The following is a 16,574-nucleotide window of genomic DNA, read 5'->3' on the forward strand; positions in this document are numbered from 1 at the left end:
GGACGGGCCCGTCGGGGCCCGTCCGGCGGACGTCCTCGTGTCGCGGCCCGGCGGGCCGCGCCGGGTCAGGCGTGGGTGCGCAGCAGGGTGCGCATCGTCCGCATGGCGACCGACAGGTTCGCCAGGTCGAAGGACTCCGAACCGCGGATCTCCTCCAGCGTGGCGCGTGACCGCGCCAGGATCGCCGCGTTCTTCTCCTCCCAGGCGTCGAACCGCTGCTCGGGCGAGGACGACCCGTTGCCGACGGACAGCACGTCCGAGGTGAGCGCGGCGTGCGCGGCGTACAGGTCCTCACGGATGGAGGCGCGGGCCATGGACTGCCAGCGGTCGGCCCGCGGCAGCTCGATGATCCGGTCCATCAGCTGGGAGATCCCCAGCCGGTCGGCGAGGTCGTAGTACACCTCGGCGACGTCCAGCGGGTCCTTGTCCGTACGGTCCGCGATGGCCACGATGTCCAGCGCCGGGAAGGCCGAGGAGAACCCGGCCACCCGGACCGCCAGTTCCTCGGGGACGCCCACCGAGGTGAGCTCGTCGAGGATCGACCGGTGCCACTCGATGTCGGCACCCCTGAGCAGCTTCGGCAGGTCGTTCCAGACCCGCTCGACGCCCTCGCGGAAGAACCCGATGGTCTCGGCGATCTCCACCGGCTGGGGCCGGTTGCCGAGCAGCCAGCGCGAACCGCGCTCGACGAGCCGGCGCGAGTGCAGCCGGATCCGGGTCTGCACCTCGGCGCCCACCGTGTTGTCGAGCGCCTCCACGGCGTCCCACACGGCGGACAGCCCGAAGATCTCACGGGCGGCGAACTGCGCCCGCACGATCTCCTCCAGCGAGGCCCCCGTCTCCTCGCGCAGGCGGTGCAGGAACGTCGAACCACCGGTGTTCACCGTGTCGTTGACCAGCACCGTCGTGATGATCTCGCGGCGCAGCGCGTGGCCGTCGACCGCGTCGGGGAAGCGCTCGCTCAGCTGCTTCGGGAAGTACGCGTGCACCAGGCCCTGCAGATGCGCGTCGTCCGGGAGGCTGGTGGAGATCAGCTCCTCGGCCGCCGTGATCTTGGTGTAGGCGAGGAGCACGGCCAGTTCCGGCTGGCTGAGGCCCTTGCCGTGGTTGAGCAGTTCACGGATCTGACGGTCGTTCGGCAGGAACTCCAGGGCACGGTCCAGGTGCCCGTCACGGCCGAGCCTGCGCATGAAGCGCTGGTGGGCGTGGAGGAGGGACGGCGCCTGGGCGCAGGCGTTGGCGAGCGCGACGTTCTGCGCGTAGTTGTTGCGCAGCACGAGCTGTCCGACCTCGTCGGTCATCTCCGCGAGCACCTTGTTGCGCTGCTTCACGGTCATGTCGCCCTCGCGGACCAGACCGTTGAGCAGGATCTTGATGTTCACCTCGTGGTCGGAGGTGTCCACGCCGGCGCTGTTGTCGATCGCGTCGGTGTTGATCCGGCCGCCGGAGCGGGCGAACTCGATGCGGCCGAGCTGGGTGGCCCCGAGGTTGCCGCCCTCACCGACGACACGGGCCCGCAGGTCCGCGCCGTTGACCCGGATCGAGTCGTTGGCCTTGTCGCCGACGTCGGCGTTCGACTCGGCCGTCGACTTGATGTACGTGCCGATGCCGCCGTTCCACACGAGGTCGACCGACGCCTTGAGGATGTTCTGCATCAGCTCGGCGGGGGTCATCTTCGTGACCTTGGAGTCGATGCCGAGCGCCGCGCGGATCTGCGCGTTGACCGGGATCGACTTCGCCGACCGCGGGTGGATGCCGCCGCCCGCGGACAGCAGTTCCTTGTCGTAGTCCGCCCAGGAGCTGCGCGGCAGGTCGAACAGCCGGCGCCGCTCGGCGTACGAGGTCGCCGCGTCCGGGGTCGGGTCGATGAAGATGTGCCGGTGGTCGAAGGCCGCGACCAGCCGAATGTGCTCGGAGAGCAGCATCCCGTTGCCGAAGACGTCACCGGACATGTCCCCGACGCCGACGACCGTGAAGTCCTCGGTCTGGGTGTCGTGGCCCAGCTCGCGGAAGTGCCGCTTCACGGACTCCCAGGCGCCGCGGGCGGTGATGCCCATGCCCTTGTGGTCGTAGCCGGCCGAGCCGCCGGAGGCGAAGGCGTCACCGAGCCAGAACCCGTAGGCGACGGCGACGTCGTTGGCGATGTCGGAGAAGCTCGCCGTCCCCTTGTCGGCGGCGACGACGAGGTAGGTGTCGTCCTCGTCGTGGCGGACGACCTCCGGCGGGTGGACGACCTCCCCCGTCACCATGTTGTCGGTGATGTCGAGGAGTGCCGAGATGAAGATCTTGTAGCAGGCGATGCCCTCGGCGAGCCAGGCGTCGCGGTCCACCGCCGGGTCCGGCAGCTGCTTGGCGACGAACCCGCCCTTGGCGCCCACGGGCACGATCACGGTGTTCTTGACCATCTGCGCCTTGACCAGGCCGAGGATCTCCGTACGGAAGTCCTCCCGCCGGTCCGACCAGCGCAGTCCGCCGCGGGCGACCTTGCCGAAGCGCAGGTGGACGCCCTCGACCCGCGGCGAGTAGACCCAGATCTCGTACGCCGGGCGGGGCGCGGGGAGGTCCGGGATGGCCTGCGGGTCGAACTTCATCGACACGTAGCCGTGCGGCTCGTGGTCGTCGGCCAGCTGGAAGTAGTTGGTCCGCAGCGTGGCCTTGATGACGGTGAGGAAGGACCGCAGGATCCGGTCCTCGTCCAGCGAGGCGACCTGGTCGAGCGCCCCGTCCAGCTCCTCCAGCAGCCCGTCCGTCAGCTCCGTGCCGGCCTTCTGCCGGGTCGGGGACATCCGGGCCTCGAAGAGGGAGACCAGCAGCCGGGTGGTGTGGACGTTGTTGCGGAGGGTGTCCTCCATGTAGTCCTGGCTGAAGGTCGAACCGGCCTGGCGCAGGTACTTCGCGTAGGCGCGCAGCACCATGGCCTGACGCCAGTCGAGGCCCGCGCCCAGGACCAGGCTGTTGAAGCCGTCGTTCTCGGCCTCGCCGGTCCAGATGGCCGCGAACGCCTCCTGGAAGCGGCTGCGGGCGTCGTCGGCGAGGTGGTCACCGCTGCCCGCGGACTTCTTCGGCAGGCGCAGCCCGAAGTCGTAGATCCAGGCGTGCGTGCGGTCGGCGCAGCGCAGCTCGTAGGGGCGCTCGTCGACGACCTCCACGCCGAGCCGCTGGAGCGCGGGCAGGACGGCGGAGAGCGAGACCTGCTCGCCGGTCCGGTAGATCTTGAAACGGCGCTCGGCGGGGCCGGCGCCGACCGGCTCGTAGAGGCTGAGGGCGAAGTCCTTGTGCTCGCTCTTGAGCTCTTCGAGGTGGACCAGGTCGGCGACCGCGGCGCGCGGCGAGTGGTCGGCCTTGTACCCCTCGGGGAAGGACTGGCCGTACCGGCGCAGCAGCTCGGCGGCGCGCTCCTCGCCGCACTCGGCGTTCAGCGCCTCCTGGAAGCCGTCGGCCCAGGAGCGGGCGGCCTCGACCAGGCGCGCCTCGATGCGGTCCGCGTCGGCGTCGGTGAGGTGCGGGAGCTCGGTGCCCGGCGCGACCCGGACGACGAAGTGCAGGCGGGAGAGGATCGACTCCGTGTTCCAGGCGGTGAAGTCGACGCTGATGCCGCTCAGTTCCTCCTTGAGGATGTCGATCAGGCGGAGCCGCACACCGGTGGTGTAGCGGTCGCGCGGCAGGTAGACGAGGGCGGAGTAGTAGCGCCCGTACTCGTCCTGGCGCAGGTAGAGCCGCAGGCGCCGGCGCTCCTGGAGGTAGAGCACCGAGGTCACGATGGAGCGCAGCTGGTCGACGGGCGTCTGGAAGAGCTCGTCGCGCGGGTACGTCTCCAGGATCTGGAGCAGGTCGCGGCCGTCGTGGCTGTTGGGCGTGAAGCCCGCGCCCTCCAGCACCTCGGCGACCTTGCGGCGCACCACGGGCACCCGGCGCACGGACTCGGTGTACGCCGCCGAGGAGAACAGGCCGAGGAAGCGGCGCTCACCGACGACGTTGCCGTCGGCGTCGAACTTCTTCACCCCGACGTAGTCCAGGTAGCTGGGGCGGTGCACGGTCGCCCTGCTGTTCGCCTTCGTCAGGACCAGGAGCTTGTGCTCCCGGGCCTTGGCGCGGGCGTCCGCGGGCAGCCGGTCGAAGGACGGGCTCACCGGGTGGGCCTCGTCCTCGCTGTGCTGCGGGTCGGAGCGCAGGATGCCGAGACCGGAGCCGGGGACGGCGGTCAGCGCGTCGGAGTCACGGAGCTCGTACTCGCGGAACCCGAGGAAGGTGAAGTGGTCCGCGGCCAGCCAGCGGAGCAGCTCACGGGCCTCCTCGACCTCCTCGTCGGCCAGGTCGTCGAGCGGCTCGGAGGGGAGGTCGTCGGCGATCCGCAGGGCGGTGTCGCGCATCTTGTCCCAGTCCTCGACGGTCTCCCGTACGTCGGACAGGACACGGAGCAGATCGGCGGTGATCTGCTTCAGGTCCGCGCGGTCGGTCTCCCGGTCGATCTCGACGTGGATCCAGGACTCGACGAGCGCGTCGTGCGGCAGCGCGTCCTTGACGGCCTTGCGTCCGCCGGTCCGCTTCGTTCCGCCGTTCCTGGCCCGGTCGTCGGCGAGCACCTCGATGAGCTTGCCGGCGACGTCACGGCGGACGACGACCTGCGGGTGGATCACCAGGTGGATGCCGCGGCCCTGCCGGGACAGCTCGTTGGTGACCGAGTCGACCAGGAACGGCATGTCGTCGGTGACGACCTCGACGACGGAGTGGCTGCTCGTCCAGCCGTTCTCGTCGACGGTCGGGGTGTGCACCCGGACGTTCGCGGTGCCCTGGGGGCGGTTCTCGGCGAGACGGTAGTGCGAGGACGCGGCGCCGAAGACGTCGACCGGGTCGCGGTCGCTGATGTCCTCCGGAGCGGTGTGCAGGTAGTAGCGCTGGAGATAGGCGAGCAGCGTGTCTCGGCCCGGCCGGCCGTCCTGGCCGGCCTCGGCGCCGTCCTCCGCTTCGGTACCGGCCCCGTCGGCAAGGTGCACCCGGAGGCCGCCCTCCGGGCCACCGACACCACCGCCCGGACTGTTGTCAGCTACCCGGGCCGCCCGTGCGAGCAGCTCGGCCTTGGCTTCGTCCAGCTTGGTCTGCATGTCCTCTGGCTCCTGTCGCGCGCCGTTGCGTGACGTAGGTGAGAAAGACGACGTACCGCCACGACGCGGGGTTTCCGGTCTGGTTCGACGCTATGCCGCCTGGGGAGGTGCCCAGGACCGTATCGGCCATTTTCGGCAGACGGCCCGGGACGCGGAGATCACGCATCGCCCGGGTGCTGTGGCACTCCGGGCGCAGGCCGGGGGCTTCGCTGCCCCCGAGGCATATCGCGCTGATCACGGCACCAGGCTATCCCTCCCGCACCCACAACCGTCATGAGCCGCATATGTACAAAAGAAGCCCTCGAACTTTGACACTCTGGACATCGCACCGGATCGTTTCTGCGCGTAAGGACACACACGCGGACAGATGCGCTCAGCGCGCCGCGGGCGGCGGGGCCACGACTGCCGCAACGCCCGACGCGGCCACGGTCCCGGCCGGTCACGGCTGTGCGGACCCGGTGGGCCGACCGGGTGCCGGGCGTACGGGTACCGCCCGTCCGGTGGCCGCCGGGCCCCCGGCGGACTGGCCGGTCGCAGTCTTGCGGCCCGCCGCCCGGCGTGTCTCAGTCCGCCATCAGCTCGGCCAGCGTGACGGCCTCGGCCAGGGTGTCCACCACGGGCACGCCCGCGGCCTCCAGACTCCCGCGGCTGTGCGATCCGCCGGTGTAGAGCACGGCGCGCGCGCCCACGTGGGCCGCGGCCACGGCGTCGTCGACCGCGTCACCGATGACCACCGCGGACTCGGGGGCTATGTCCCCCAGCACCTCGAAGTGGCGCCGCATGTGCTCCGCCTTGCTGCCGCCGGAGGGGCCGGTACGGCCGTCCACACGCACGAAGTGACGTTCGATGCCGTATCCCCGCACCACCGGGACCAGGTGCTCGTGGCCGTACATGCTCAGCAGCGACTGGCTCCGGCCGCCGCGCACCCACCGGGCCAGCAGCTCCTCGACCCCCTCGGTCAGCCCGCAGGCCGCCCGCTGCTCGGTGTAGTGGCGGTCGAAGAGGCCGTCCATGCGCTCCCACTCCGCCTGGGTGGGGAGCCTGCCCATGAGCCGCTCGTAGAACCTGGGTATCGGCACGCAGTACGTCTCGCGGTACTGCTCCAGGGTGAGCGGGGCCAGGTCGACCTCCGCGAAGGCCGCGTTCGTCGCCCCGAGCACCGCGTGGATGTCGTCGAGCAGTGTGCCGTTCCAGTCCCAGACCAGATGGGTGCGGTGCTTCCCCGTTGTCGCCATGCCTAGAAAATACTCGCCCCCTACGACAGCCACCCGGCCACCGGCACCCGGCGGGCCAGGGGCTCGGGCGATCAGGGCCCTCAGACGATCAGGCGATCAGGCGATCAGGCGATCAGGCCGGGGATCTCCTGGATCCCGAACCACAGCAGCTCGTGGTCCTCCGCGCCGTCCACGGTGAACTGCGCGTCGTCGTCACCGAGGTCCGCCGCGCCCAGAGCGGCCGCCGCCGCGGCGACGTCCTTCTCCGCGTCGTCGGCGTCCACGTGCACGGCGGCGGCCTTCGCCAGCGCGACCGCGTCCGCGATACGCACCTCGCCCAGCGACGCGGCGTCCAGGATGTGGTCCGGATCGGCGACCGCCGCCCCGTCCGGCACGTCGAGCGCGACGACGACGCGGCGCCGGGTCTCCTCCGGACGGCCCGCGATCAGCCGCAGGGAGGCGGAGGCGGCCCGGTTGAGCGCCGCGTACTCCAGCTCCTCGATGTCGTCGGAGACGTACCACTCGCGCAGACCGGGCGTCACGGCATAGGCGGTCAGCGGCCCCGGACCGACCTGACCCGCCCCGTGCGCCGCGGCGAGACCGGAGAGGGTCAGGGGGACGTACACACGCATGGATGACCGCTTTCGTAGTCGATGACGCCCTCAGGATACGTGTGACGTCCCCCTTCGGGGTTGCCGATCGGCCCGCCGCCGTCCACCGCGCGACGGCCGTCACCCCCACCGCCGCCTTGCGGTGCCGGGCCCGCCACACGGATAGGTGATCCCGCCCCGCACCCGTCCGGCCCCCACCGCCGCTTGCGGGGCCCACGACCGGCCCCGTAGAAGGTCCCCAACAGAAGTTACCGCCCGGTATAGCCGGGCACCGGACACCAGCCACGGGGGCTACGACCATGAACACGGAGAACAGGACGAGGCCGGCCGGCCGACGCGACAGCCGCAGGCCGGGCACCGTACCGACGCAACGGCCCCGGCGGCCGCTACGCCCGCACCAGTGGTTCGCGGAGCGCCTGCTCGCCGTGCTCAGCGGCCAGCGCCCGGTGCACTGGATGCTCGGCCACACGATCGGCGAGGCCTACGACCAGCTCGCCGAGCTCGCACCCGACGCCCCGCTCCGCGCGGGCGGCAGGCGTCCGGTCGTACGCACCTGCCACGGGGTCCAGCCGGCCACCGGCGTGGTCGAGGCCTTCGCCAGCATCGCCACGGGTGAACGGGTACGCGCCATGGCCTTCCGCCTGGAACAGGGGCCCGACCTCCGCTGGCGCTGCGCCGCGATCGACCTGGGCGGCGAACGGCTCACGACAGCCGGATGACGTCACGCCGGGGCCACGGCGTGCACCCGCAACCCACGCCGGGACGTCACCGCCTGCGCCGACGGGGACCGGGACGGCCCGGCGGCCGGATGACGTCACGCCGGGGCCACGGCGCCCCCGGCGTACACCGACACCCGCGCCGGGACCTGACCGCGTGCGCCGACGGGGATGTCGCCCTACGGCGACGAGGACCGGGACAGCACCGGCCTCAGCAGGCCCCCTGGCAGGGGCCTCGCGCCCGGCGAGGCAATCACGGCCCCCTGCCGGGGTGACGCCGTACGGACGCGAGAGCCGGGACAGCCCTGCGGTGGACGCCCCACGGCGGTCGGAGGACGACACCCGCCGGGAAGCGGGCGACCGGGGGCAGCCCCTGCCGGACAGCGCCGTCGTACGGCCACGGGAACGGGCTGTCCCGCACCCGTCGCCGTACGACGTGACAGGAACGGGCTGTCCCGCCCCGGACCCGGACGGCCCGCCCTGCCGGGGACCCGGCCCCCGGGCGACCGGGAACGCCCCTCGCCGGAGTGACACCGCACGGACGAGAACCGGGGCGGCGGCCCCATGCCGGACGCACCCCCGGAGGTCGGAGGACGGACCCGGCGGGTGTACGTCCTCGGGTCCGGCTCCACCGGAGGCGCCCCCGGAGAAGCCGAACCGGTGGAGGCCGGACCCGGAAGAGCCGAACCCGGTGGAGCCGGACCCGGTGGAGCCGGACCCGGTGGAGCCGGACCCCACGACGGGGCAGCCGGTCGGATGGGCAGAGGGGCAGACCCCCGCCCGTCGAGAGCGGAACACCCGCCGGAGCCGCACAACGGCCTCAGCGGGCCCCGCCCACCGCCGGTGGCCCGTTGGGGCGGCCGCCGCGCCCGCGGCCCCGGAGGGGCCCGGGAAACGGCCTGGCCCGGACACCGCTCGGTGTCCGGGCCAGGCTGATTCCCGCAGAGGCTCCGCGGGCTACTTCTTGCGGCGGCGGCCGCCCGTGCTCTTCTGCGCCTTGCGGCGCTCCGCACGCGTCATGCCGTCCGTCTCGGACCGCGCGCCGTCACCGTTGGAGAAGTCCCCCTCGACGACGCCGCCCTCCCCGTCCACCGTGGGGGCGGAGAAGTGCAGCCGGTCCGGGCGCTGCGGCGCGTCCAGGCCCTTGGCCCGGATCTCCGGGCGCCCGCCCGCGGCGGCGGCCACCGGCGCGTCCTGCTTGTCGAGCGAGGGGCGCTCCGCGCCCTCCTCCACCGGGACCTCCTCGACCTGCTGCTCGACCTGGACCTCCAGGTTGAACAGGTAGCCGACGGACTCCTCCTTGATGCCCTCCATCATGGCGTTGAACATGTCGAAGCCCTCGCGCTGGTACTCGACCAGCGGGTCCTTCTGCGCCATGGCCCGCAGGCCGATGCCCTCCTGGAGGTAGTCCATCTCGTAGAGGTGCTCACGCCACTTGCGGTCCAGGACCGACAGGACCACGCGCCGCTCCAGCTCGCGCATGATGTCCGAGCCGAGCGTCTTCTCACGCTCGGCGTACTGCTCGTGGATGTCGTCCTTGACGGACTCGGCGATGAAGTCGGCGGTCACCCCGGCCAGGTCGCCCGCGGCCTCCTCGAGCTCCTCGACGGTGACCTTCACCGGGTAGAGCTGCTTGAAGGCGCCCCACAGCCGGTCCAGGTCCCACTCCTCGGCGAAGCCCTCGGCGGTCTCCTGGCGGATGTAGTCGTCGATCGTGTCGTCCATGAAGTGGCGGATCTGATCCTGCAGGTCCTCCCCTTCCAGGACGCGACGGCGCTCGCCGTAGATGACCTCACGCTGCCGGTTGAGCACCTCGTCGTACTTCAGGACGTTCTTACGCGTCTCGAAGTTCTGCTGCTCGACCTGCGACTGCGCGGAGGCGATCGCCCGGGTCACCATCTTGTTCTCGATGGGGACGTCGTCGGGAACGTTCGCCATCGACATGACGCGCTCGACCATCTGCGCCTTGAAGAGCCGCATCAGGTCGTCGCCCAGCGACAGGTAGAACCGGGACTCGCCCGGGTCGCCCTGACGGCCGGAACGGCCGCGCAGCTGGTTGTCGATACGGCGCGACTCGTGCCGCTCCGTGCCGAGCACGTACAGCCCGCCGAGGTCCTTGACCTCCTCGAACTCCGCCTTCACGGCCTGCTCGGCCTTCTCCAGCGCCGCCGGCAGGGCCGCCGCCCACTGCTCGACGTGCTCGACGGGGTCGAGACCGCGCTGGCGCAGCTCCGCCTCGGCGAGGTCGTCCGGGTTGCCGCCGAGCTTGATGTCGGTGCCTCGGCCGGCCATGTTCGTGGCGACCGTCACGGCGCCCTTGCGGCCGGCCTGGGCGACGATCGTCGCCTCGCGGTCGTGCTGCTTGGCGTTGAGGACCTCGTGCTGGACACCGCGCTTGGAGAGCTGCTGCGAGAGGTACTCGGACTTCTCGACGGAGGTCGTACCGACCAGGATCGGCTGCCCCTTCTCGTGCTTCTCGGCGATGTCGTCGACGACCGCGGCGAACTTCGCGACCTCGGTGCGGTAGATCAGGTCCGACTGGTCGGCGCGGACCATGGGCCGGTTCGTCGGGATCGGCACCACACCGAGCTTGTAGATCTGGTGGAACTCGGCGGCCTCGGTCATCGCCGTACCGGTCATGCCGGAGAGCTTGCTGTAGAGGCGGAAGAAGTTCTGCAGGGTGATCGTGGCGAGCGTCTGGTTCTCGTCCTTGATGTCCACCCCTTCCTTCGCCTCGATGGCCTGGTGCATGCCCTCGTTGTAACGGCGGCCGGCGAGGATACGGCCGGTGTGCTCGTCGACGATCATGACTTCGCCGTCGATGACGACGTAGTCCTTGTCCTTCTTGAAGAGTTCCTTGGCCTTGATCGCGTTGTTCAGGTAACCGACGAGCGGGGTGTTGACCGACTCGTAGAGGTTGTCGATCCCGAGCCAGTCCTCCACCTTGGAGACACCGGGCTCATGGATGGCCACGGTCCGCTTCTTCTCGTCGACCTCGTAGTCGCCGGTCTCCTCGATGCCCTTGAGCGGGTTGCCCGCCTCGCCCCTGGTGAGGCGCGTGACCAGCTTGGCGAAGTCGCCGTACCACTTCGTGGCCTGGTCGGCGGGGCCGGAGATGATCAGCGGGGTACGGGCCTCGTCGACGAGGATCGAGTCGACCTCGTCGACGACGGCGAAGTTGTGGCCGCGCTGGACGAGCTCGTCCTGGGACCACGCCATGTTGTCGCGGAGGTAGTCGAACCCGAACTCGTTGTTCGTGCCGTACGTGATGTCGCAGGCGTACTGCTCACGGCGCTGGGCCGGAGTCATGTTGGCGACGATGCAGCCGACCTCGAGACCGAGGAACTTGTGCACCCGGCCCATCATCTCGGAGTCGCGCTCGGCCAGGTAGTCGTTGACCGTGATCAGGTGCACGCCCTTGCCGGAGAGCGCGTTGAGATACGCGGGCAGGGTGCCGACGAGGGTCTTGCCCTCGCCGGTCTTCATCTCGGCGACGTAGCCGAGGTGCAGGGCGGCACCGCCCATCATCTGGACGTCGTAGTGGCGCTGTCCGAGGACGCGCTTCGCGGCCTCACGGACCGTCGCGAACGCTTCGGGAAGCAGGTCGTCCAGGCTCTCGCCGTCCGCGTACCGTTCCTTGTACTCGTCGGTGAGCGCCCGCAGCTCGGCGTCGGAGAGGTTGACGAAGTCCTCTTCGATGGAGCTGACCTGGTCCGCGATGCGGTGCAGTTTGCGCAGGATCTTGCCTTCGCCTGCACGCATGAGCTTGTTGAAGACGGACACTGAGGCTGGTCTCCTTGCCGGTCGGGCCTGGCACTGGGTCGTGTTATGGACTCTGGCACGGGCACGGCAGGTAGGCCCCACCGCAACGGCCATCGTAAGCGAGGACCCCGCCGCGCCGGGAGGGCTGCTGCCGCGTTCCCCTCGCCGCACCCTTCCAGGACAACGGCCGGAGGGTGCGGAAGGTGCCGGGAAGCCCCAAAAGTGCTCGCATCCCGCACGGAGGATCACCAGAATCCCTGTATGGAACCGATCACCCGGACCACCGAACGCCTGCTCCTGCGCCCCTTCGGCCCGCAGGACGCGGACGCCGTGTACCAGGCCTGCCAGGATCCCGACATCCAGCGCTGGACGGTCATTCCCTCCCCGTACACCCGTGCCGACGCCGAACTCTGGACGCGGACGCTGTCCCCCGCCGGCTGGCGGGAGGACACGATGTACAACTTCGCGGTGGTGCGACGGGACGACGGGCCGCTCGTCGGGGCGCTCGGCGTCAACCGCTGCGGCCTGCCGGGCACGTACGAGGTGGGCTTCTGGACGGCCAGGGAGCACCGCGGTTCCGGCTACGCCACGGAAGCGGTGCTCGCGGCGGCCCGCTGGGCGTTCGCCGCCCTCGCCGCGGACCGCCTGGAGTGGCGGGCGGAGATCGGCAACACCCCGTCCCGTGCGGTCGCCCTGCGTGCCGGTTTCCGCATGGAGGGTGAGCAGCGGTCCGCGCTGTTCAACAAGGGGATACGGCACGACACCTGGACCGGCGCGCTGCTCCCGGCCGATCTCGGGCTGACGGGCACGTATCCCCACCGCCCGGCCACGGATGTCAGTGGCGCCCCCTAGGGTTCCCCGCATGACGTCTGCCCCGCCGCCCGTACTGGAGCTCTCCGCCGACCAGGCACGCCGCATCGCGCTGCGCGCCCAGGGCCTCCTGGGCGCCCCGGACCGCCGGGCGGGGGTCCACGGCGTCCTGCGCCGCCTCGGGGCCGTCCAGCTCGACACCATCTCCGTCCTGGCCAGGTCGCACGAGCTCGTGCCCTACGCCCGTCTCGGCGCCCTGGGCCGCCGCACGGTGGACGACGCCTACTGGTCGGGCGGCCGCTCGTTCGAGTACTGGTCGCACGCGGCCTGCGTCCTGCCGGTCGAGGAGTGGCCGCACTTCGCCTTCCGCCGCCGCGCCTACCGGTCCCGCCCGCAGTGGAACCACGACCTGCCCGACGGGGCGTACGACACGGTGATCAAGCAGCTGCGCACCGAGGGACCGCTGACCGCGACCGAGCTGGGCGGTGCGAAGAACGGCGGCGAGTGGTGGGACTGGTCGGACTCCAAGGTCGCCGTCGAGCGGGCCCTGATGTACGGCGAGGTGGTCTGCACCGAGCGGCGCGGCTGGAAGCGGGTCTACGACCTGGCCGAACGCGCCATTCCGGACGCCGTGCTCCACGACGACCTGGACGACAGGGAGTGCCTGCGCCGGCTGGTGGCGCTGGCGGGCCGGTCGCTGGGCGTCGGCACCCGGGCGGACATCGCCGACTACCACCGGCTCAGGGCCGATCAGTTCGACGCCGTCGTCGCGGACTCCGGGCTCGTCCCGGTGACGGTAGGAGGCTGGACGAAACCTGCCTGGGCACACCCCGAGGCACTGGCCTCGGAGCCGCGCGGACGGCACCGCACGACGCTGCTGTCACCGTTCGACTCGCTGATCTGGGAACGGGCCCGCACCGAGCGGATCTTCGGCTTCACCCACCGCCTGGAGGCGTACGTCCCCCGGCCCAAGCGGATCCACGGCTACTTCGCGATGCCGCTGCTGGCGGGCGGCAGGCTGCGCGGCCGGGTCGACCCGGCACGGGAGGGGACCACGCTGGTCGCCCGCCAGGTGTCCCTGGACGGCGCCAGGTCCGTGCCGCAGATGGCCGAGGCCCTCGTGGAGGCGGCGTCCTGGGTCGGCTGCACGGATGTGCGACTGGAGCGCGTCGACGCGCCGGAGCTGCGCGAGCCGCTGACGGCGGAGATCGCCCGCGTCCTGGCACAGGGGTAGGGGCGGACGGACCGCGTCCGGACCACCTGATCTACGGACCGCGTCCGGACTACCTGATCTCCAGGATCTTCTCCCGCATGGCATAGACCACCGCTTCCATCCGGGAGTGCAGCTGGAGCTTCTCCAGGATATTGCGGACGTGGTTCTTCACCGTGTTCTCGGAAATGAACAATTCCTTGGCGATGTCACGGTTGTTCATGCCCGTGGCCACGAGCTTGAGGACCTCGAGCTCCCGTTCGGTGAGACGCGGAGCGGGAACGAGCCGGCGCTCGTCGGTGCGCTGGATCATCGACTTGAACTCGGTGAGCAGTTTGGAGGCCATCGACGGACTGATCTGGGACTGGCCGTCGGCCACCGCGCGAATGGCGGTGGACACCTCGTCGGTCGAGATCTCCTTGAGCAGATAACCGGTGGCGCCCGCCTTGATCGCCTCGTAGAGGTCGGCCTCCTCGTCACTGATCGTCAGCATGATGATCTTCGCGCTGGGGGCCACCTCCTTGATGGAGGTGCACGCTTCGATGCCTCCGCGCTTGGGCATCCTCACGTCCATCAGCACGATGTCGGGCAGCAGGTCCGCCGCCTTGTCGACCGCCTCCGCACCGTCCCCGGCCTCTCCGACGACCTGGATGTCCTCCTCCTGCGCGAGGACGATCTCCAGACCTCTGCGGAAGAGCGCGTGGTCGTCCACCACGAGAACCCTGATGGGCTCCTTGCGGGAACTGCCGCCGTCCGCAACGGATTCCGCACCACCGGCACCGCCGGCGTCGTTCGTCCCGCGCGCGGGCCCGAAGGTGTCCGCCATCGTTCCTCCCCCTGAAGCCACGGCCTGAGGTCACAGGCTGTCCGCCAACAGCGGTGCGCAGCGCACCGATTGGCCTGGGCCGCCCATGATTTCATGCCTGGCCGCCGAAGCGGTGCCCCTGAGGCCACGGAGCTCTTCCCGGGGCACCGCGTTCCGGCTGCGGCCGGCGGGTGTCTCAGCCTCCGAGGGCGCCGCCCGCGCCGCCCGCCTCGTCGGCTGCCAGCGGGTCGGTCCTCAGATGGATGACGCCGTAGTCGTAGGCGTGACGCCGGTACACGACACTGGGCTCCTTGGTCTCGGAGTCGACGAACAGATAGAAGTCGTGTCCCACCAACTCCATCTCGTAGAGCGCCTGGTCGAGCGTCATCGGCGCTGCGACGTGCGTCTTCTCGCGCACCACGAGGGGGCCTTCGCCCTGGACCTCCAGCGAACCGATCCTGGTGGTCGGCACGGACGGCGTGGTCTCCTCCGGGACGAGCTCACCGTCCCCGTTGAAGGAGGCGGCACCGGGCACGACCTCCACCACCTCGGACGCCGACAGCCGTCCGCTGCCACGCCTGCTGTAGCGCTTGTCGTGCTCCTTGCGCAGCCTCGCATCCAGCTTGTCGGTGGCCAGGTCCAGCGCTGCGTACGGGTCGCCTGCCGCCGCTTCCGCCCGGATGACCGGCCCACGCGAGCGGAGCGTGATCTCCACCCGTGCCGCACGGTCGGCCTGACGGGGATTCGGCTCCTTGGACACCTCGACGTCGAGGCTGATCACCTTGCCGTCGAACTTCTGGATCTTGTCCAGCTTCAGCTTCTCGGCCACGTGCTTGCGGAACCGCTCGGGCACCTCGGTCTTGCGGCCCTTGACGACGATGTCCACGCAGAACTCCGTTCCCGGAACGCTCCGCTTCGGCGGCGGAGCATCTCCCTTTTGCACCAGGCCCCGGTGATCGCCGGAGCCGCGGACTCGGTGGCTTTCACCTCCTCCTCCCCCGTCGGGAGGGTCTCCACCCCACCGATTTCCATCCTTCTGGCCTATCGGTGGGTTACCTGCCCGAAACCTGGTGGTGCATTCGTCGAGGCGCGGAATTCACCGTTCCTCACAACCGAACATAGCCTGCCCACCACCGTGTCGGCACCCGCTACTCACGCGTACCTCCGCTCAAGGCCCTTTACCCACTCACTACCTGCAACGACGCGAGTTATCCGTCAGTTCCTGTTTCTGTCGAAGGCGGTCGGGGAGGCCGCGACGACCGCCGCCCGCAGCCCTGCCGCCACCGTCCGGCGGCCGTCCGCCGCACCGCCTCCTCCGCAGCTCACGGCACGGACCGCGCGCGCCGCCTCCGCCAGGGACGACCCCGTCGTCAGCAGGTCGTCCACCAGCACGACCCGGGCCCCGTCCAGCAGCCCCCGTGCTCCGTCCGCCACCCTGAGCGCGCCCGCCAGATTCGCCTGCCGCTCCCGGGCTCCCAGCCCCGCCTGGTCGGCCACCGCACGGCGCTGCCGCAGCACCGCGAGGACACGGGCCGGCGAACCGCCGCGCCGCAGCTCGGCGGCGGCGGCGGCCGCGATCCTGCGCGCGGGATCGTGCCCGCGCCGCGCCGTCGCCCGCCGCGCCGACGGAACGGGAACCAGCAGCAGGGGTCCCTCCCCTCCCGCATGCCCCGCCCCGGCCCGTACGGCGGCCGCCAGCGCCGCACCGAGCACCCCTGCCAGCCCCAGTGCCCCTCGCTCCTTGTGGGCCAGCAGCATCGCGCGTACGGCGTTCTCGTACGGCGCGACGGCATGGACCACGGGAAGATCCGCCGGCTCGGGTGTCGGGCGCACCCGGCGCGGGACGGCCGCCAGCACGGCGGCGCACTCCTCGCACAGCTCCGTACGCGGCCTGCCGCAGCCCCCGCAGGCCACCGGCAGCACCAGCCCCACGATCTCCCGCCGCCAGCCCCGCACCATCCCACTGTGCGGGGAACGGGGACGGCCGGCCACCCCTGTGGACAACCCCCTGTGGACAACCCGGGGACCCCGCCCGGGGCCGGAGACGGCCGCCCGTCCGTGGACGGAAGCGAACCGTCCCAGGCGGACGGAAGCAGACCACCCCGGAGGACGGAGCGGACCACCCCGGGCAGACTGAGCGGACCACCTCGGGATCGTGCGGACCACCCCGGGCGGACGGAGCGGACCACCTCGGGATCGTGCGGACCACCCCGGGAGGGAAGCAGACCGCCCCGGGACGGAGCGGACCACCCCGGGAGGGAAGCAGACCGCCCCGGGACGGAGCAGACCGCCCGGCGGCCCCTCCGGGGCCACGGCAGCACTCCCGCCTGGCCCCCGCCGCCCC

Annotated in this window: 10 protein-coding genes; 3 read left to right on the forward strand and 7 right to left on the reverse strand. The window is 71.1% G+C overall.

The window, feature by feature from the left end; genetic code table 11:
* Positions 1-65: 65 nt before the first annotated feature.
* The 3 genes from ACFVS9_RS33275 to ACFVS9_RS33285 all read right to left on the reverse strand — a co-directional run bounded on the left by ACFVS9_RS33275 (position 66) and on the right by ACFVS9_RS33285 (position 6,948).
* A complete protein-coding gene (locus tag ACFVS9_RS33275; RefSeq protein ID WP_383117752.1) occupies positions 66-5,102 on the reverse strand; it encodes an NAD-glutamate dehydrogenase in 5,037 nt (1,678 codons plus the stop codon).
* 563 nt (positions 5,103-5,665) lie between these two features.
* Positions 5,666-6,337, reverse strand: a complete 672-nt coding sequence (locus tag ACFVS9_RS33280) for an HAD family hydrolase (RefSeq protein ID WP_389938580.1) — start codon at positions 6,335-6,337, stop codon at positions 5,666-5,668.
* 104 nt (positions 6,338-6,441) lie between these two features.
* Entirely contained in the window at positions 6,442-6,948 is a 507-nt protein-coding gene (locus ACFVS9_RS33285; protein WP_383117754.1) for a DUF6912 family protein, read from the reverse strand.
* 278 nt (positions 6,949-7,226) lie between these two features.
* Between ACFVS9_RS33285 and ACFVS9_RS33290 the strand changes: the two genes are divergently transcribed.
* Complete coding sequence (locus ACFVS9_RS33290; RefSeq protein ID WP_383117755.1) at positions 7,227-7,646, forward strand: Rv3235 family protein; 420 nt, start codon at positions 7,227-7,229, stop codon at positions 7,644-7,646.
* Positions 7,647-8,600: 954 nt separating this feature from the next.
* Here ACFVS9_RS33290 and secA read toward each other — a convergent pair.
* Entirely contained in the window at positions 8,601-11,426 is a 2,826-nt protein-coding gene (gene secA / locus ACFVS9_RS33295; protein WP_383117756.1) for a preprotein translocase subunit SecA, read from the reverse strand.
* Between the two features lie 240 nt (positions 11,427-11,666).
* Between secA and ACFVS9_RS33300 the strand changes: the two genes are divergently transcribed.
* Entirely contained in the window at positions 11,667-12,257 is a 591-nt protein-coding gene (locus ACFVS9_RS33300) for a GNAT family N-acetyltransferase (protein WP_389938585.1), read from the forward strand.
* A gap of 10 nt (positions 12,258-12,267) precedes the next feature.
* Positions 12,268-13,449 carry a winged helix-turn-helix domain-containing protein gene (locus tag ACFVS9_RS33305; protein WP_389938588.1) on the forward strand — a complete coding sequence of 394 codons (1,182 nt, stop codon included), beginning with the start codon at positions 12,268-12,270 and terminating at the stop codon, positions 13,447-13,449.
* Positions 13,450-13,498: 49 nt separating this feature from the next.
* Here ACFVS9_RS33305 and ACFVS9_RS33310 read toward each other — a convergent pair whose 3' ends face one another.
* The 3 genes from ACFVS9_RS33310 to ACFVS9_RS33320 form a co-directional block, all read right to left on the reverse strand.
* The gene (locus tag ACFVS9_RS33310; protein ID WP_383117759.1) at positions 13,499-14,251 is read right to left on the reverse strand and encodes a response regulator; all 753 of its coding nucleotides are present in this window, start codon (positions 14,249-14,251) and stop codon (positions 13,499-13,501) included.
* A 175-nt stretch (positions 14,252-14,426) separates the two neighbouring features.
* Positions 14,427-15,116, reverse strand: coding sequence for a ribosome hibernation-promoting factor, HPF/YfiA family (gene hpf, locus ACFVS9_RS33315; RefSeq protein WP_383117760.1), 690 nt, complete (start codon positions 15,114-15,116; stop codon positions 14,427-14,429).
* Positions 15,117-15,445: 329 nt separating this feature from the next.
* Positions 15,446-16,186, reverse strand: a complete 741-nt coding sequence (locus ACFVS9_RS33320; RefSeq protein WP_389938617.1) for a ComF family protein — start codon at positions 16,184-16,186, stop codon at positions 15,446-15,448.
* Positions 16,187-16,574 lie beyond the last annotated feature (388 nt).

The organism is Streptomyces sp. NPDC058008 (genome assembly GCF_042886395.1).
Classification (GTDB): Bacteria; Actinomycetota; Actinomycetes; order Streptomycetales; family Streptomycetaceae; genus Streptomyces.